This is a genomic window from Xanthomonas sp. F4, from assembly GCF_011761895.1.
Genome location: NZ_JAASQX010000007.1, coordinates 161,255 through 179,106 on the forward strand (window position 1 = coordinate 161,255; position 17,852 = coordinate 179,106).

Genomic DNA, 17,852 nt, shown 5'->3' on the forward strand with positions numbered 1-17,852 from the left:
CTGGGAATCAGTCCAGCACCATCACCGCATCCACTTCGAAGCCCGCGCCCTTGGGCAGCGCCGAGACTTCGATGGTGGAGCGCGCGGGGAACGGCGCCTGGAAGTAGTCCTGCATCACCGCGTTGACCTGCGCGAACTGCGCCAGATCGGTGAGGTACAGCCCCAGGCGCACGATGCGGTCCAGCGAGCCGCCGGCCGCCTCGGCCACCGCCTGCAGGTTGTCGAAGGCGCGGCGCGCCTGCGCGGCGATATCGCCGGCGACGATGTCGCCGGTGGCCGGATCCAGCGGGATCTGCCCGGAGAAGTACACGGTGTTGCCGGCACGCACGGCCTGCGAATACGGGCCGATCGCGGCCGGTGCACGGTCGGTATGGATGATCTGGCGGGACATGGCGACTCCGTTGGAAGAATGTCCGCCTAGTTTAGCTGGCGTGCGCGGTTGGGGATTGGGGATTGGGGATTGGGGATTGGGGATTGGGGATTGGGGAATCGGGAATCGAGAATCGAGAATCGAGAATCGGGAACAGCGTGCCCGCCGGGGATGCCGGCCATGCGCTTCGCCCGTTTTTCGTAGGAGCGGCTTCAGCCGCGACGCTTTATCGACAAGGCGTCGCGGCTGAAACCGCTCCTACAACGCCAGGACCAGGCCCGCTTCGAATCCCCAATCCCGACTTCCCAATCCCGGCACCACCTACTGCCGCCGCACGCTCTGCACCGCATGCAGACGCCGCAGCCGGCGCATCACCTCGGCCAGGTGATTGCGGTCGCGCACCTGGATGTTGAAGCGCAGCACCGCGGCGTTGAAGTCGCGATCCAGGTAGTCGACGCGTTCGATGTTGGACTGGCTCTGCGCGATCGCCGCGGCCAGCTGCGCCAGCACCCCGGTGCGGTTCTCGACCTCCACCACCAGCGCGGTGTCGTAGTCGCCGATGACGCTGCTGTCCCAGCCGATCGGCACCCAGCGCTCGGGCGACTTGCGCAGTTCGGCCAGGTTCGGGCAGTCCAGCCGATGCACCACGATGCCCTTGCCGGCGGTGTGGTAACCCATGATCTCGTCGCCGGGAATCGGCTGGCAGCAGTTGGCGAAGCTGACCACGCCGCGCTCGGTGCCGTTGATCAGGATCTTTTCCTGCGAATGCTTGGAGTGGCCGCCGCCACGCAGTTCGGCATAGGCCATCAGCGCCTGCGCGGCCTGGTTCGGCATCCAGTTGCCCAGCGCCACGTCGGCCAGCAACGCCTCCAGACGCGGGTAGCGGTGCTCGCTGAGAAACGAATCCAGGCGTCCCTTGGGCAGCCGCTCCAGCGAGCTGTCCATCGCTTCCAGCGCGCGGTCGAGCATACGGTGGCCGAGCTGCACCGCGTCCTCGTGCTCGAGTTGCTTGAGCTGATGGCGGATCGCGGTGCGCGCCTTGCTGCTGACCACGAATTCCAGCCATTGCGGCTTGGGCGTGGCCGAGCGCGCGGTGATCACTTCCACGGTCTGCCCGCTGACCAGCTTGGTGCGCAGCGGCACCAGCTTCTTGTCCACGCGCGAGGCCACCGCGCGGTTGCCGACGTCGGTGTGCACCGCATAGGCGAAGTCCAGCGCGGTGGAGTTGCGCGGCAGCGCCAGGATCTTGCCCTTGGGCGTGAACAGGTAGACCTCGTCCGGGAACAGGTCGACCTTGACGTTGTCCAGGAACTCCAGCGACGAGCCAGCGGCGCGTTGCGATTCGATCAGTTCCACGATCCATGCATGCGCGCGGCTCTGCGCGCTGTTGGGCGAATCGCCGCCGAACTTGTAGGTCCAGTGCGCGGCGACGCCGCGCTCGGCGATCAGGTCCATTTCCTCGGTGCGGATCTGCACTTCGATCGGCGAGCCGTAGGGCCCGAACAGCACCGTGTGCAGCGACTGGTAGCCGTTGGCCTTGGGAATGGCGATGAAGTCGCGGAAGCGCGCATCCAGCGGCTTGAAGGTGGCATGCACTGCGCCCAGCGCGTGGTAGCAGTCGGGCACGCCGCGCACCACCAGGCGGAAGCCGAACACGTCCATCACCTGGTCGAAGGATTTGTTCTCGTCGCGCATCTTGTTGTAGATGCTCCACGGCGTCTTGATCCGGCTCACCAGCCGGTGTTCCAGCCCCTCCTTGGCCAGACGCTGCGACAACTGCACTTCCACCTGCGCCATCGACTCGCGGCGCACCACCGGCTGGCTGCGGATGTGCTTCTCGATGATCGCGTGGCGCCACGGATGCAGCGCGCGGAAGCCGAGGTTCTGCAGCTCGGACTTCATCAGGCTCATGCCCAGGCGCTGGGCGATCGGCGCGTAGATCTCCAGGGTCTCGCGGGCGATGCGGCTGCGCGCCTCGGCGCTCTGCGCGCCCAGCGTGCGCATGTTGTGCAGTCGGTCGGCGAGCTTGATCATGATCACGCGCAGGTCGCGCGACATCGCCAGCAGCATCTTGCGGAAGCTCTCGGCGGCCGCTTCCTGGCGGTCGCGGAACTTGAGCTTGTCCAGCTTGGTGACGCCATCGACCAGTTCGGCCACCGCCTCGCCGAACTCGGCGGCCAGCTCGGCGCGGGTCAGCGGCGTGTCTTCGATGGTGTCGTGCAGGATCGCCGCGATCAGCGCCTCCACGTCCAGGCCCAGCTCGGCCAGCACGCCGGCCACCGCCACCGGATGGGTGATGTAGGGCTCGCCGGACTTGCGGGTCTGCCCCGCGTGCGCTGCCGCACCTACCTCCCACGCGCGGCGCAGCAGCGGGATCTGCTCGGCGGGCAGATAGCTGGCGCTGCGTTCGAGCTGCAGGACGTAATCGGGGACCGCCTCGTCGGCCGACGAAGGCGCGGCGTGGGCGACCTGGGCAGAAGGGCCTGGGTTCATGCGGAAAGACTATGCCAGCGGCGCGTGGACGGCAAACCCGCAAAACGAAACAGCCCGCGGATGCGGGCTGTTCGTGGGACGATCGCGACGCGGAGACGCGATCAGTCGTCGTTCTTGGACATGTCCTCGTCGGCGACGACTTCGGCCGCGGCCCATTCCAGCGCCTCGCGCTCGGCGCGCTCGCGCTCGGCCTTCTCGACCTCGTCGATCAGCGCGTTGTCGATCTTGCGCGCGGCGATCTCGCGCAGCGCCAGCACGGTCGGCTTGTCGGCCGATTCGCTGTTGTCGAGGGTGGCCTGCACGCCGTTGGCGAGCTGGCGGGCGCGCTTGGACGCCATCATGACCAGTTCGAAACGGTTGTTAACGACTTCCAGGCAATCTTCTACGGTGATGCGGGCCATGCGGGCTCCCGGCGGGCCGGTGGCGGCCGCGCGTTCGAATGAGGGAAAGGGCGGGGATTGTAGGGCGACAACCGCCCGAGTTCAACCCCACCCCATCCGGTTCCCTTTGGAATCAGCCAGTTGGCTGTTCCTGCAGGAGGGTATCGATCAGCCCGGCATGGCGCAGCTGCTGCTGCGGCCGGCGCAGGCGGCTGGCCACGAAGATCGCGCACATCTCGTCCACCGCGGTATCGAAGTGCTCGTTGACGATCACGTAATCGAAGTCGGCGTAGTGCGACATCTCCTCGCGCGCGGCGGCCAGCCGCTGCGCGATCACCGCCTCGCTGTCCTGGCCGCGCTTGCGCATGCGCTGCTCCAGGGCCTCGCGCGAGGGCGGCAGGATGAACACGCTGACCGCGTCCGGCACCTTGGCCCGCACCTGGCGCGCGCCCTGCCAGTCGATCTCCAGCAGCACGTCGTGGCCGGCGGCCAGTTGCGGCTCCACCGACTGCCGCGCAGTGCCCTTCCAGTCGCCGTGGACCCGGGCGTACTCGAAGAAGTCGCCGGCATCGATCATCCGCTGGAACTCGTCGGCGGAGACGAAATGGTAGTGCTCGGCATGGCGTTCGCCCGGGCGCGGCGCGCGCGACGTGAACGAGATCGACAGCGCGATCTGCGGGTCGCGCGCCAGGGTGGCGTTGACGATGCTGCTCTTGCCGGCGCCGGACGGGGCCGCCACGATGTAGAGAGTGCCGCGCATAGGATCAGGGATTCGGGAGTGGAGAGTCGGGATTCGCGAACGGAGCCGCGGGCCAACACCTACGGGGTCGATATGCTACCCGGTATTGGACGTGACCGGCCCGGCGCGCCAATCCCCAATCTCGAATCCCGCCATCCCGGCTATTCGAGGTTCTGCACCTGCTCGCGGATCTGATCGATCAGCACCTTCAGTTCCACCGCGGCGTTGGAGGTGCGGCTGTCCACCGACTTCGAGCCCAGGGTATTGGCCTCGCGGTTGAACTCCTGCAGCAGGAAATCCAGGCGCCGGCCCGCCGGTTCCGGCTGGCGCAGCACCCGGCGCAGTTCCTTGATGTGGCTGCCGAGCCGGTCCAGTTCCTCGTCCACGTCGAGCTTCTGCAGCCACAGCACCAGCTCCTGCTCGGCGCGGCCGGGATCGACCGGATGCGACAGGTCGGCCAGGCGTGCCGCCAGCTTGGCGCGCTGGCCGTCGCGGATGGCCGGGATCAGCGTGCGCACCTCGCCGGCGATGCGCTCCACCGCATCGACCCGTTCGACGATGGCCGCGGCCAGCTTGCCGCCCTCGCGCTCGCGCGCGGCGACGAACTCGGCCAGCACCTCGTCCAGCAGTTCCAGCGCCTGCGCCTGCAGCGCCGCCGGATCGACCGTCTGCCCCTGCAGCACCCCGGGCAACTGCAGCAGATCGACGAACTGCACCTGCATCTGCCCAAAGCGCGCACCCAGCCGCTGCGCGAGCACGCCCAACTGTTCGACCAGGGCCTCGTTCACCGCCAGCGTCTGCGCCGCATCCGGCGCGCGCAGGCGCAACATCAGGTCGAGCTTGCCGCGGCTGATGCGCGCGGCCACGCGTTCGCGCAGCTGCGGCTCCAGCGCGCGCAGTTCTTCAGGCAGGCGCACGCCCACTTCCAGGAAACGGTGGTTGACCGAGCGCAGCTCGCATCCCAGCGTGCCCCAGGGAGTGATGCGCTCGGCGCCGGCGTAGGCGGTCATGCTGCGGATCATGCGGTGTTCCGGTGCGGACAGGGGGCGAATGTTAACCTAGGGCTCTCTCACGCCTCACCGACGCGGTCACATGCCGCGCACGGCCCCGCCCTTCCCGGAACCCCTGCATGTCCTTCTCCCGTCCCAGCGGCCGCACGGCCGATCAGTTGCGCCCGGTCCGCATCGAACGCGCCTTCACCCGCCACGCCGAAGGTTCGGTCCTGGTCAGCTTCGGCGACACCCGCGTGCTGTGCAACGCCAGCGTCGAGAACCGCGTGCCGGGCTTCCTGCGCGGCAAGGGCGAAGGCTGGGTGACCGCCGAATACGGCATGCTGCCGCGCGCCACCCATTCGCGCTCCGATCGCGAAGCCGCGCGCGGCAAGCAGGGCGGACGCACGCTGGAGATCCAGCGTCTGATCGGCCGCGCGCTGCGCGCCTGCGTGGACCGCAATGCGCTGGGCGAGCGCACCATCACCCTGGACTGCGACGTGCTGCAGGCCGACGGCGGCACCCGCACCGCCGCCATCACCGGCGCCTATGTGGCGCTGGTGGATGCGGTGAACTGGCTGCAGAAGCGCGGCGACCTGAAGAAGCCGGTGGTGCTGGGCGCGGTCGCGGCAGTCTCGGTCGGGGTCTACCGCGGCACCCCGGTGCTGGACCTGGACTACGCCGAGGACAGCGACTGCGATACCGACATGAACGTGGTGATGAACGACGGTGGCGGCTTCATCGAGGTGCAGGGCACCGCCGAAGGCCATGCCTTCCGCCGCGACGAACTGGACGCGCTGCTCGGCCTGGCCGAGCGCGGCATCGGCGACCTGCTGGCGGCGCAGCGCGCAGCCCTGGCGCAATGAACCGGCGCCTGGCCCTGGTCACCCTGGTGGTGGCCGACTACGACGAGGCCATCGCCTGGTACACCGGCAAGCTGGGATTCCAGTTGCTGGAGGACGTGGACCAGGGCCACAAGCGCTGGGTCGTGGTCGGGCCTGGCGATGCCCACGGCGCGGCGCTGCTGCTGGCGCGCGCCAGCGACGATGCCCAACGCAGCCGCATCGGCGACCAGACCGGCGGCCGCGTCGGCTTCTTCCTGCACACCGACGACTTCCAGCGCGACCATGCGGCGATGCTCGCCGCCGGCGTGGAGTTCCTGGAAGCCCCGCGTCACGAACCTTACGCCACGGTCGCGGTGTTCCGCGATCTGTACGGCAACACCTGGGATCTGCTGGAGCCCACCGCATGAAACTGGTCCTGGCCAGCAGCAACGCCGGAAAGCTCGAAGAACTGCACGCCCTGCTCGACGACGTCGGCGTCGAGCTGATCGCGCAATCCACCCTCGGCGTCAGCGATGCCGACGAAACCGGCCTGACCTTCGTCGAGAACGCGCTGCTCAAGGCACGCCACGCCGCCCGCGTCACCGGCCTGCCGGCGCTGGCCGACGACTCCGGCATCTGCGTGGACGCGCTGCACGGTGCGCCGGGGTTGTACTCGGCGCGCTACGCCGGCGAACACGGCAATGCGCAGGCCAACATCGACAAGCTGCTGGACGCGCTGCGCGATGTGCCCGACGCACAGCGTGGCGCGCACTTCTACTGCGTGCTGGTGCTGCTGCGGCATGCCGAGGATCCGCAACCGCTGCTGGTGGAAGGCCGCTGGCGCGGCCGCATCGCGCATGCGCGTGCCGGCAGCGGCGGGCACGGCTACGATCCGGTGTTCCTGGATCCGGAACATGGCCAGACCGCGGCCGAGATGCCACTGGCGCTGAAGAACCGCATCAGTCATCGCGCCCTCGCCCTGCAGCAGCTCAAGCAGCGCCTGGCCGACCTGCTGGCGGCGCAGCCCGCCGTGTGAACGCGCCGCGCGCGGGCGCCGGGCCAGTCCAGGCACCACGGCGCGCGCAGACTGCCTTGCGCCGCTGCGCCAAGCCCTGAGCCATCCAGCGCCCGCACCGCCCGCATCTCCGTTTCCCAGATCCCCGCTCGCCATGCCGCACACCCACGACCATTGCCAGCACCCGCCCGGCGCCGCCTGCCCGGACCCGTCCGCGCACGCCGACGGCCCGGCACTGGTGCCGCCGCCGCTGTCGCTCTACGTGCACCTGCCCTGGTGCGTGCGCAAATGCCCGTACTGCGACTTCAATTCGCATGCGGCCAAGGGCGCGCTGCCCTTCGACGCCTATGTGGATGCACTGATCCGCGACCTGGACCAGGACCTGCCGCTGGTCTGGGGCCGCGTGGTCAACAGCGTGTTCTTCGGCGGCGGCACGCCCAGCCTGTTCCCGCCCGAGGCGATCGACCGCTTCCTGCAGGCGGCCAGCGCCCGGCTGCGCTTCGCGCCGGGCCTGGAGATCACCCTGGAGACCAATCCCGGCACCGCCGAGCACGGCCGCTTCGACCGCTACCTGGCGGCCGGGGTGAATCGCCTCAGCTTCGGCATCCAGAGCTTCGACGATGCGGCGCTGCAGCGGCTGGGCCGCATCCACGACGGCGCCGAGGCCGAGCGCGCGGTGAAGCTGGCGCAGGACGCCGGCTACGCCAATTTCAACCTGGACCTGATGTACGCGCTGCCGCAGCAGACCCTCGCCGAGGCCGAGCGCGACATCGCGCGGGCGCTGGCGCTGCAGCCGACCCACATGAGCCACTACCAGCTCACCCTGGAACCGAACACCGTGTTCGCCGCGCGGCCGCCGCAGGGCATTCCCGAGGACGACGACGCCTGGGACATGCAGGAGCGCTGCCAGGCACTGCTGGCCGAGGCCGGCTACGCGCAGTACGAGGTCAGCGCCTACGCCCGCGCCGGCTACCGCTGCGCGCACAACCTCAACTACTGGACCTTCGGCGACTATCTCGGCATCGGCGCCGGCGCCCACGGCAAGATCAGCTCCGGCGCCGAGCAGAGCATCCTGCGCCGCTGGAAGCACAAGCACCCGCAGGCGTTCCTGGACGCGGCCGGGACGCCGGCGGCGATCGGCGGCGACGAGTGGATCGCGCCGGAGCGGCGTCCGTTCGAGTACATGCTCAACGCGCTGCGCCTCAACGACGGTTTCGCGCTGCGCGACTTCAGCGCCCGCACCGGCCTGCCGCTGCAGGCGATCGCCCCTGCCCTGGCCACCGCGCAGGCCCGCGACTGGCTGCGGGTGGACGCCGGCCACGCCGTGCCGACCGAGCTGGGGCGGCGTTTCACCAACGACGTGGTCGCCCTGTTTTTGCCCTGAGACGCGTCCTGGCGACGCCGCCCGCCTTGGTTGCGGCGGCGGATCGTGCTACATACCCCGCAGAAAAGTACAACGGCGATCACAAGATGCCCGTGTCTGCGACCCTGTCGGCCCCGCCGGCGACGCTTGCCAGCGCCGCCCTGCCGGCGCGCGTGCGCGATCTCCTGCTGGGCCTGAACGACCTGCTGTGGCAGTCCCTGGAGGGGCCGTTACAGGCGACCCTGGACGACCTGGAGCAGACCCTGTTCGAGCAGGCCGAGCGCGCCCGCAACGGCCAGGTGCAGCAGGACATCTACCAGGAGGCGCAGCGCCTGCGCGCGCAGCGCGCGCGCTTCGCGCCGTTCTATCGGGCGCACCTGGAAGCCGAGCTGGCCGGCATCCGCAGCCCGGCGGCACCGGCCGCCGCACCGCGCGCGGCCAGGGCCGGCGCCGCCGCGCAGATGCTGACCCTGGTCGCCGACATGGATATCGACCGCGACATCGTGCTGCACGAGATCGCCCGCCGCGAGGCCACCCGCTGCAACATCCCGCTGCAACTGCTCGGCCAGCGCTTCGGCGTGCTGGCGGCGCGGCCGGCCTTCGAGATCGAGCAATTGCCGCCGGGCCCGCATGCGCTGTGCCGGCTGCTGCGCGACGCCGGCCAAGCGCTGGGACTGGGCCTGGACACGCAACTGGCGCTGTACCGCGCTTTCGAACGCCAGGTGCTGTCGCGCTACGGCGAAATCGTGGAACGGGCCAACGGCATGCTCACCCACGCCGGAGTGCTGCCTGGCCTGATCTACCTGCCCTACGTGGCACGCAGCACCAGCGTGGAGCCGGGCGCGCGCCGCGTCGCGCGCATGCCCGCAGGCGCCGATCCGGCCCCTGCCGCAAGCGGACCCCGGGGGCACGGCCCCGCCCCCGGCCAGGCCATGCCCGGCATGGGCACCGCATCGGCGGCCGCTGCCGCCGAGCCGGCCGCCAGCGGCCCGGATCTGGCCACGCTGCGCCAGTTGCTGACGGCCGCGCGCGCGCATGCCGCACCCGGCGCGTCCGCGGCGATGACCGCCGGGGCCGCCACGCTTCCGCCGCTGCCGGCGAGCGCCGCCGGCACGGCTCCGGTTCCGACCGCCAGCCTGCTGGAGGCGCTGGGCGAACTGCAGGGGCAACCGCCGGCCCACAGCACCCTTGGCGGGCTGCGTAGCCGCCGCCACCTGCGCGACGTGCAGACCGCCCTGCTGCAGACGCTGCGCGCCACCCACGGCGCGCAGGCGACGCTGGCCGCGCAGCAGGCCGACACCTTCGACCTGCTCGGCCTGCTGTATGGCGAGATCGAACGCGAGGTGCGTCCTGACGCGCCGGCCGCGGCGCTGCTGGAACGCCTGCAGGTACCGCTGGTGCGCGCCGCGCTGCAGGATCCGGCGTTCTTCGCACGCAGCCAGCACCCGGCGCGGGAGTTGCTCAACGCCGTCGCCGAATCGGGCGCGACCTGGCTGGGCGAAGAGGACAGCGATCCGACGCTGCTGCTCAAGCTCAACCAGGCGGTGGACCGCGTGGTCGAGGAGTACGAAGGCGACGCGGTCGTCTTCGAACAGGCCCACCAGGACATCCAGGCGCAGCAACGCAACCTGGCGCACAAGGCCGAGATCGCCGAACGCCGGCACGTCGAGGCCGCGCGCGGCAAGGAACGGCTGGAACTGGCCAAGCAGACCGCGGCCGCCACCCTGGACGCGCTGTGCACCGCCCGGCAACCGCCCGGCTTCGTGCAGACCCTGCTGCAGCAGGCCTGGTCCGACGTGCTGGTGCTGACCCTGCTGCGCCAGGGCGAGGACTCGGAGACCTGGCGCGAGCGTATCGGCCTGGCCGAGCGCATCGCCGAGGTCACCTGCCGCAGCGAAGGCGCCTCCGATGCTGACCTCGCCGAGCGCGTGGGCCAGGCGCTGCTGCAGGTGGGCTACCACCAGCAGGAAGCCGAAGCCATCGCCCGCCGCCTGTCCACGCCCGGCGGCGCCGACGCCACCACCTCGCGCACCGAACTCAGCATGCGGCTGAAGGCGCACACCCGCCTCGGCGAGCAGGGCGAGGACGGCGAGCGGCCGTCGCTGCCGCCACGCACCGAGGCCGAACAGGCCGCGTATGCGCGGCTGCGTACGCTGGCGTTCGGCACCTGGTTCGAATTCGTCATCAACCAGCAGGGCGACCTGAAACGGCAGCGCCTGTCCTGGTACAGCCCGATCACCGATCGCGCGCTGTTCGTCAACCAGCGTGGACAGAAGGCCGCCGAACACACCCTCGATGGACTGGCGCGCTTGCTGGCGCAGGGCCAGGCCCGCATCGTCAGCGAAGACCGTGCCCGTCTGATCGATCGCGCCTGGCAGGCCGCGGTCCGCGCACTGCGCACCCTGGCCGGCGCCCCCGCGGCCGACGACACAATGGAGAACGCATGAGCGTCGACGCCCGCCGCTCGCCGCGTCGCCAGGTTCCGGAGATGGTGCCGGTGCTGGACCTGATGGAAGACGCCGTGGTCGGCCGCCTCGGCAATGTGTCCGAACACGGCATGCTGTTGCTGGCCTCGGCGCCGCTGCACGAGGACGCGCTGTACCAGTTGCGCTTCGCGATGCCGCACGCCGACCGCGAGGTGCAGATCGACGTCGGCGCGCACCTGTTGTGGAGCGAACCTTCGCACGCACCCGGCCAGGCCTGGGCCGGCTTCCGCTTCCTGACCATTTCCGCTGCGCATCGCGATCTGTTGCGGCAGTGGATCAACTCGGCCCCCGGCGGCTAACGAGGTCAACCTCGTCGCAGCGGCTCTTGTCGCCTTTTGCGGGATCAACCGCTGCTACGACGGCCATGCGCGCCCATTGCGCGATCTGACGCAAGGAAGATCCGACGGAATCGGCAAAGACCGCCACGTCGCCAACGCAGCTTCGCATCGCCGCATGCATGCGCATGCCACACACGCGTGTCCGCACGTCCGCACCGTTTCCGGCACACTTGGCGCCCCCGTTTCCGCATCGCCGAACGAGCCACCGCCATGCCCCAGCACGACCCAAGCGCCCTGTATGCCGACCACCTGCGCACCCTGACCCGACGCGCCGACGAGGCCCTGGCGCGCGGCGGCTTCGACCACCTGGTCGTCCCCAGCGGCAGCCTGCACTACCAGGTATTCGACGATCGCGACTATCCGTTCGCGGTGAACCCGCAGTTCAAGGCCTGGCTGCCGCTGACCCGGGTGCCGAACAGCTGGCTGGTGTACACGCCCGGGCACCGGCCGCAGGTGATCTTCCACCAGCCGCGCGACTACTGGCACGTGGTGCCGGACGCGCCCAGCGGCTGGTGGGTGGAGCACTGCGACATCCACCTGATCCGCACCCCGGACGAGGCGCTGGCGCGACTGCCGGATGCCGCACGCAGCGCGATCCTGGGCGAGCCGCAGAGCGCCCTGGGCGACTACGTGCCGAACAACCCGGAAGGCGTGTTGCACTACCTGGAGTACCACCGCGCCTACAAGACGCCCTACGAACTGGCGCTGATGCGCCAGGCGCAGCAGTCGGCGGTGCGCGGCCATCGCGCGGCCGAGGCCGCGTTCCGCGACGGCCGCAGCGAGTTCGAGATCCACATGGCCTACTGTGCAGCAGTCGGGCAGGACGCGAACGAACTGCCGTACGGCAACATCGTGGCATTGAACGAGCACGCCGCCGTGCTGCACTACACCGAACTGCAGCGGCAGGCGCCGACGCCGCTGCACAGCTTCCTGATCGACGCCGGCGCCTCCGCGCACGGCTACGCCAGCGACATCACCCGCACCTACGCCGCCGATCCCGGCAGCGAGTTCCAGGCGCTGATCGACGCGGTGGACGCCGCGCAGCAGCGCATGGGGCAGAACGTGCGTGCCGGCGTCGACTATCGGCAATTGCACCTGGATGCGCACCTGGCGCTGATGGGCGTGCTCAAGGATGCCGGCGTGCTCACCGTGTCGCCGGAAGCGGCGGTCGCCACCGGCGTCAGCGCCGCGTTCTTCCCGCATGGCCTGGGCCACCCGATCGGCCTGCAGGTGCACGACGTCGCCGGCTTCGCCGCCAGCGACCGCGGCGGCCGCATCGAACGCCCCGACGGCCACCCCTACCTGCGCATGACCCGCACCCTGGAACCGGGCATGGTGGTGACGATCGAGCCGGGCCTGTACTTCATCGACATGCTGCTGGACGAGCTCAAGCAGGCCGGCCACGGCAACAGCGTCGACTGGGCGCGGGTGGAGCAGTTCAAACCCTACGGTGGCATCCGCATCGAGGACGAGGTGGTGTGCACCGAGGACGCACCCGAGAACCTGACGCGGCCGGTGTTTGCGGCGGCGGCCTGAGCCGCCGCCGCGGGATTGGGGAATCGCGATTGGGGATTTGCCAGTGCGCGCAATGCCGTGCCGCGAGGCGAGGCTGCACCCGCTCTTCTTCAGGATGATCAGCCCGCGCGCCAGCCGCCGCGGTTACCTCATCCCTAATCCCGAATCCCCAATCCCGGCTCCCCAGCCATCAAGGCCTCGATCTCCTCGGCGCTGCGCGCCAGCGCATCGGTGAGCACGCGGTGGCCGTCGTCGGTGATCAACACGTCGTCCTCGGTGCGGATGCCGATGCCGCGCCACTTCGGGTCCACGTCCTTATCGTCCGGCGACACGTACAGGCCGGGCTCGATGGTGAACACCATGCCCGGCTCGAGCAGGCGCGATTCGCCGGCCAGCCGGTAGTCGCCGACGTCGTGCACGTCCAGGCCCAGCCAGTGCCCGGTCTTGTGCCGGTAGAAACGCCGGTAGTCGCCGCTGGCCAGGTTCTGCTCCAGGCTGCCCTTGAGCAGGCCCAGCCGCAGCAGGCCCTCGGTCAGGGTCTGCACTGCGGCCAGGTGCCCGGCCTCGTAGGCCACGCCCGGGCGCGCCTGCGCCAGCGCGGCGGCGTGCGCGGCACCGACCAGGTCGTGCAGCGCGCGCTGTTCGGCGCTGAAGCGGCCGTTGGCCGGGAACGTGCGGGTGATGTCGGCGGCATAGCCGCGGTATTCGGCACCGGCGTCGACCAGCACCAGCTCGCCGTCGCGCAGGCGCGCGGCGTTGGCGCGGTAGTGCAGCACGCAGGCGTTGTGGCCGCTGCCGACGATGCTGCCGTAGGCCGGCCAGGCGTCGCCGGCGCGAAACTCGCGCTCGATCTCAGCCTGCAGTTGGTATTCGTGCATGCCGGGCCGCGCCAGCCGCATCGCCGCGCGATGCCCGGCCACGCTCAGGTCGGCGGCCACCTGCATCAGCGCGATCTCGTCGCGCGACTTGAACAGGCGCTGCTCGTGCAGCAGGTGGCCCAGTTCCAGAAACTCGTGCGGCGGCTGCGCGCCGTGCCGCACCTGCTCGCGCACGCGCTTGACCCAGCCGATCAGCTTCAGGTCGAAATCGACGTCGCGGCCGAAGTGGTAATAGACCCGCGAGCGGCCTTCCAGCAGACCCGGCAGGATCTCGTCGAGGTCGTCGATCGGATAGGCATCGTCCATGCCGTAGCGCTCGACCGCGCCGTCCTGGCCCGCCCGCGGGCCGTCCCAGGCTTCGCGTTCGGGATCGCGTTCGCGGCAGAACAGCAGCGCCTCGCCATGACGGCGCCCGGGCACCAGCACCAGCACCGCATCCGGTTCGGGGAAGCCGCACAGGTACCAGAAGTCCGAATCCTGCCGGTACGGGTAGTGCGTGTCGTGGCTACGCACCCGCTCCGGCGCGCTCGGCAACACCAGGATGGCCTGCTCGCCGGCCATGTCCATCAGCTGCCGGCGCCGGCGCGCGTACTCGCCGGAGGAAATCCCGGTGAGCCGCTTCATCAGTTCAGGCGCTGCCGGTGGCGCGGGCCGAGCACGCAGTCGCTGTGCAGCAGCAGCACCGCCACGCGCACGAACTCCTCGATCTCGGCCAACGCGTCCTCGTCCTCGTCGCCGCTGTCGAAATCGTCGGCGCTGGCCTGGGCCAGCCGCGCCACGTCCTGCAGCGCTTCCTGGCCTTCCTCGGACAGCGGCGGCGCGGCCCCTGCGGCCAGGCCGAAGCCGCCGAGAAAGCCGCGGCACCAGTCGAACAGCGCGTCGGCCCGCTCGGGCAACGGCGCGCCGGCATCGGCCAGCACCAGGTCGAAGCCGAAATCGCGGTCGTTCAGTTGCGCAGTCGTGGCCTCGCGCAGGCGATCCAGTGCGTCGCCGGGGCGTGGCGCGGCGATGCTGGCGTCGGCGAGCACGGCCGCCGGCCATGCCGGCAACTCGGCGCCGCCGCCGGCCAGCCAGCCGCACAGGCCGCCGTGCAGTTCGGCCGCCGACGCAGCCAGGCCAAGCGTCCGGCTGGCATCGGCGATCTGGTCGGCAGTGGGAAGTTCAGTCATGGAGCGAAGCCTGTCGGGCGCTGGCCGCCGGCCTGTCGAGGCCCGCAGCGGAATCGGGACTGCGCAGTGTAGCAATCGCGTGTGCGCCGCCGCTTGTGGAGGCTTCCGGCACGCGCCTACACTCCACCACCCGTTCTTTGACAGAAGTCACTTTCCGCCATGCCATTGGAGCACGTTGCTGCAGGAGCTGCGGAAGGGACCGGCCTCGCCCTGGTTGGCGAAACGCTGCTGGCCGCGTGGCCGCTGGCGGCCATCGCCGCGCTGGCGGCGGGCACCCTGCTGGCGCTGTCCGCGCTGCGTTCGCGGCGGCGCCTGCGCGAGCAGTTGCAACGGCATGCGCAACTGCAGCAGCGCGACCAGCACCTGAAGCTGGCGCTGTGGGCCTCGGGCGAGCACTTCTGGGATTACGACCTGCAACAGCGCACGCTGCGGCTGATGCGCGCCGACGAGGCCACGCCGCACGCGCAGGACATCGGCCTGGTGATCCGCGAGAACGAGCCGTTGCGCATCCATCCCGACGACATGGAACAGGCGCGGCAGGTGCTGCAGGAACACCTGCAGGGCCTGACCGCGATCTACACCGCCGAGTACCGGGTGGACCTGGCCGGCGACGGGGTCTGGCACTGGGCGCGGGTGCGCGGCCGCGTGGTCGACTACGACGCCAGCGGCGCACCGCGCCGGCTCGCCGGCACCGCGCGCGACATCACCTCGCACCGCCAGGCCGACCTGGAACGGCGCATCGCCGCCGAAGTGCTGCGCAGCATGGGCGAGGCGGTCGCCGTGCTCGACGAGGACCGCCGCTTCATCTCGGTCAACCCGGCCTTCACCCGCATCACCGGCTACAGCGAGCGCGAGGTGCTGGGCCAACCGATGGCGCTGATCGACCACGCACCGGAAACGCCGGCGGCGCCGGTGGCCGACCACGGCCGGCACTGGCGCGGCGAGGCCTGGAAGCGGCGCAAGGACGGCCAGGAGATCCTCTGCCACCTGCGCCGCAATACCGTGGTCGACGCGGACGGCCGCCAGAGCTTCCAGGTGGTGGTGCTGGAAGACATCACCGAACAGAAGCGCGCCGAGCAGGAACTGCGCTACCTGGCCAACTACGACACGCTGACCAGCCTGCCCAACCGCGCGCTGCTGTCCGAGCGCCTGGCACGGGCGATCGTGCGGGCGCGGCGCCAGGCCGGTTCGGTCGCGGTGCTGTTCCTGGACCTGGACCGCTTCAAGGACATCAACGACTCGCTCGGCCACGCGGTCGGCGACCGCGTCCTGCGCGCCGTGGCCGAACGCCTGCAGCAGGCGGTGGGGCCGCAGCACACGGTGGCGCGCCTGGCCGGCGACGAATTCACCGTGGTGGTCGAGGACATCGTCAGCCAGGGCGAGGCCGAGGCGGTGGCCGCACGCGTGCTGGCCGCGTTCGAGGCGCCGCTGCGGCTGGACGAACGCCCCGACGTCGCGGTCTCCACCTCCATCGGCATTTCGCTGTTCCCACAACACGCGCTGCTGCCGAGCGAACTGCTCAAGCACGCCGACACCGCCATGTACCAGGCCAAGGCTGCCGGGCGCCGCAACGCCCAGGTGTATTCGGCGCGCATGGACGAGGCCACGCGCCACCGCGCCACCCTGGCCAGCACGCTGCGCAAGATCCCGCTGGACCAGGAACTGAAGCTGGTCTACCAACCGCGCTACTCGCTGCGCACGCAGCGGGTGGTCGGCGTGGAAGCGCTGCTGCGCTGGCACAGCGCCGATTTCGGGCCGATCTCGCCCAGCCAGTTCATCCCGCTGGCCGAGGAGACCGGGCTGATCCTGGAGATCGGCGAATGGGTGCTGCGCCAGGCCTGCAGCGCGCTGCGCGACTGGCGGCGGATGGGGTTGACCGACCTGTGCATGTCGGTGAACGTCTCGGCGATCCAGCTCGAGCGCGGCAACCTGCCGGACCTGATGGCCGAGATCCTCGCCGAGACCGGCGTGCCGGCCGCCAACATCGAACTGGAACTGACCGAGAGCGTGGTGATGTCGCAGGTCGGCAAGAACGCCGAGCTGCTGCGCGCCTGCCGCGCGCTGGGGCTGACCCTGGCGATCGACGACTTCGGCACCGGCTATTCGTCGCTGGCCTACCTGAAGCGCCTGCCGATCAACACCTTGAAGATCGACCAGGAATTCATCGGCGACCTCACCCGCGACCCGGACGACGAGGCCATCACCAGCACCATCATCGCGATGGGCCACTCGCTGGCATTGAAAGTGGTGGCCGAGGGCGTCGAAGACGCCGGGCAGCTGGCGTTCCTGCGCGCGCATGGCTGCGACGAGATCCAGGGCCACCTGGTGGCGCCGGCGCTGGAGCCGGACGCCTGCCTGCGCCTGTTGCAGCAACCGTTGCGGCTGCCTGCCTGAGCGCCGGCCATGGCGCCGCCGCGCGGCGTCTTGACCGCCCCTCGGGCGCATGCCTATCGTGAGCGCCATGGACAGCCCTGACACCCTCGCCGAGCTTCGCGCCATTGCCGCGCGCGTGGAAACGCTGGTCGAGCGCTGCCAGCGCCTGTCCGACGAGAACCGCAGCCTGCGCCAGCAGCAGGAACAGCTGATCGGCGAGCGCTCGCAGTTGCTGACCAAGAACGAACAGGCGCGCTCGCGCGTGGAAGCGATGATCGCCCGATTGAAGTCCCTGGAGCAGCACACGTGAGCGAACCGGTCAGCGTCCGCATCCTCGACCGCGAATACACCGTCGGCGTCGAGGCCGAGGAGCGCGACGGCCTGCTCGCCGCCGCGCGCCTGCTCGACGCGAAGATGCGCGAGGTGCGCGGCAGCAACCGCATGGCCGCCGTGGATCGCGTCGCCGTCCTGGCGGCGCTGAACCTGGCGCACGAGTTGCAGCAACTGCGCGACGAACAGGCAAAGCGCGACCGCGAGATGGCGCGCACACTCGCCGATCTCAATCGGCGCCTGGACAGCGTCGTCGATACGACACGCTGATCCGTCATTGGCGTTGCGATCATCAACGTGAATTGCAACGCACCGAAGGACCGACGAACGGACTAGCCAAGCGCGATCACGGCGCTATACTCCACTTGCGTTCTCTGCTGTGAACGACAGCGTGTGCAAACATTCGCCTTGTCCCTTAATGACGACCACGGGGTGGCGACGGAATCGGGAGTGCAGGTCCGCCTCGTAGCGGGAAGCCCGATGATTCTCCAGCCATCCCACTTGAACCCCGGGTTCAAGGTCGTTTCGCACGCATCGTCACGGCGGAGAATGCAATTTTTCCAGGAAGCGGCGCCGCAAGGCGCCGTTTC

At 70.1% G+C, this 17,852-nt stretch carries 17 protein-coding genes and 1 other RNA gene; 11 read left to right on the forward strand and 7 right to left on the reverse strand.

From position 1 onward, the window contains the following. Positions 1–7 precede the first annotated feature (7 nt). The 5 genes from FHR66_RS18680 to FHR66_RS18700 form a co-directional block, all read right to left on the reverse strand. Positions 8–391: a RidA family protein gene (locus FHR66_RS18680; RefSeq protein ID WP_160965380.1), complete on the reverse strand. Its 384-nt coding sequence runs from the start codon at positions 389–391 to the stop codon at positions 8–10. A gap of 300 nt (positions 392–691) precedes the next feature. Further along, complete coding sequence (locus FHR66_RS18685; protein ID WP_160965378.1) at positions 692–2,863, reverse strand: RelA/SpoT family protein; 2,172 nt, start codon at positions 2,861–2,863, stop codon at positions 692–694. A gap of 101 nt (positions 2,864–2,964) precedes the next feature. Then, positions 2,965–3,264 carry a DNA-directed RNA polymerase subunit omega gene (gene rpoZ / locus FHR66_RS18690; RefSeq protein ID WP_160965376.1) on the reverse strand — a complete coding sequence of 100 codons (300 nt, stop codon included), beginning with the start codon at positions 3,262–3,264 and terminating at the stop codon, positions 2,965–2,967. A 112-nt stretch (positions 3,265–3,376) separates the two neighbouring features. Further along, positions 3,377–4,003 (reverse strand): guanylate kinase, encoded by a 627-nt coding sequence (gene gmk / locus FHR66_RS18695; RefSeq protein WP_160965374.1) that lies wholly within the window; start codon positions 4,001–4,003, stop codon positions 3,377–3,379. 140 nt (positions 4,004–4,143) lie between these two features. Next, positions 4,144–5,004: a YicC/YloC family endoribonuclease gene (locus FHR66_RS18700; RefSeq protein ID WP_160965372.1), complete on the reverse strand. Its 861-nt coding sequence runs from the start codon at positions 5,002–5,004 to the stop codon at positions 4,144–4,146. Between the two features lie 107 nt (positions 5,005–5,111). Here FHR66_RS18700 and rph point away from each other — a divergent pair, with 107 nt between their 5' ends. From rph to pepQ, 7 genes are all read left to right on the forward strand, one after another. Further along, positions 5,112–5,837, forward strand: coding sequence for a ribonuclease PH (rph, locus tag FHR66_RS18705; RefSeq protein WP_167088024.1), 726 nt, complete (start codon positions 5,112–5,114; stop codon positions 5,835–5,837). Next, a complete protein-coding gene (locus FHR66_RS18710; RefSeq protein WP_160965368.1) occupies positions 5,834–6,223 on the forward strand; it encodes a VOC family protein in 390 nt (129 codons plus the stop codon). The genes rph and FHR66_RS18710 overlap by 4 nt, the downstream gene beginning before the upstream one ends. Then, positions 6,220–6,831, forward strand: a complete 612-nt coding sequence (rdgB, locus tag FHR66_RS18715) for an RdgB/HAM1 family non-canonical purine NTP pyrophosphatase (RefSeq protein WP_160965366.1) — start codon at positions 6,220–6,222, stop codon at positions 6,829–6,831. The genes FHR66_RS18710 and rdgB overlap by 4 nt, the downstream gene beginning before the upstream one ends. A gap of 133 nt (positions 6,832–6,964) precedes the next feature. Further along, a complete protein-coding gene (gene hemW / locus FHR66_RS18720; protein ID WP_167088026.1) occupies positions 6,965–8,194 on the forward strand; it encodes a radical SAM family heme chaperone HemW in 1,230 nt (409 codons plus the stop codon). A gap of 86 nt (positions 8,195–8,280) precedes the next feature. Continuing rightward, the gene (locus FHR66_RS18725; RefSeq protein WP_167088028.1) at positions 8,281–10,620 is read left to right on the forward strand and encodes a DUF1631 domain-containing protein; all 2,340 of its coding nucleotides are present in this window, start codon (positions 8,281–8,283) and stop codon (positions 10,618–10,620) included. Beyond that, positions 10,617–10,958 carry a PilZ domain-containing protein gene (locus tag FHR66_RS18730; protein ID WP_160965360.1) on the forward strand — a complete coding sequence of 114 codons (342 nt, stop codon included), beginning with the start codon at positions 10,617–10,619 and terminating at the stop codon, positions 10,956–10,958. The genes FHR66_RS18725 and FHR66_RS18730 overlap by 4 nt, the downstream gene beginning before the upstream one ends. A gap of 249 nt (positions 10,959–11,207) precedes the next feature. After that, on the forward strand, positions 11,208–12,533 hold the full coding sequence (gene pepQ, locus FHR66_RS18735; protein WP_160965358.1) for a Xaa-Pro dipeptidase: 1,326 nt from the start codon (positions 11,208–11,210) through the stop codon (positions 12,531–12,533). A 134-nt stretch (positions 12,534–12,667) separates the two neighbouring features. Here the strand turns inward: pepQ and FHR66_RS18740 are convergent, their stop codons facing one another. Both FHR66_RS18740 and FHR66_RS18745 read right to left on the reverse strand, forming a co-directional pair. Continuing rightward, positions 12,668–14,014 carry an aminopeptidase P N-terminal domain-containing protein gene (locus FHR66_RS18740; protein ID WP_160965356.1) on the reverse strand — a complete coding sequence of 449 codons (1,347 nt, stop codon included), beginning with the start codon at positions 14,012–14,014 and terminating at the stop codon, positions 12,668–12,670. After that, positions 14,014–14,559, reverse strand: a complete 546-nt coding sequence (locus FHR66_RS18745; protein ID WP_160965354.1) for a YecA/YgfB family protein — start codon at positions 14,557–14,559, stop codon at positions 14,014–14,016. Before FHR66_RS18745 ends, FHR66_RS18740 begins: the two co-directional genes overlap by 1 nt. Positions 14,560–14,769: 210 nt before the next feature. Here FHR66_RS18745 and FHR66_RS18750 point away from each other — a divergent pair, with 210 nt between their 5' ends. The 4 genes from FHR66_RS18750 to ssrS all read left to right on the forward strand — a co-directional run bounded on the left by FHR66_RS18750 (position 14,770) and on the right by ssrS (position 17,815). Continuing rightward, positions 14,770–16,953, forward strand: coding sequence for a putative bifunctional diguanylate cyclase/phosphodiesterase (locus FHR66_RS18750; protein ID WP_184447447.1), 2,184 nt, complete (start codon positions 14,770–14,772; stop codon positions 16,951–16,953). Between the two features lie 67 nt (positions 16,954–17,020). After that, positions 17,021–17,242, forward strand: a complete 222-nt coding sequence (locus FHR66_RS18755; RefSeq protein ID WP_160965350.1) for a TIGR02449 family protein — start codon at positions 17,021–17,023, stop codon at positions 17,240–17,242. Next, a complete protein-coding gene (locus FHR66_RS18760) occupies positions 17,239–17,532 on the forward strand; it encodes a cell division protein ZapA (protein WP_048491763.1) in 294 nt (97 codons plus the stop codon). The genes FHR66_RS18755 and FHR66_RS18760 overlap by 4 nt, the downstream gene beginning before the upstream one ends. A 98-nt stretch (positions 17,533–17,630) precedes the next feature. After that, a non-coding RNA gene (gene ssrS, locus FHR66_RS18765) (6S RNA) lies at positions 17,631–17,815 on the forward strand. The last annotated feature ends 37 nt before the right edge of the window (positions 17,816–17,852 follow it).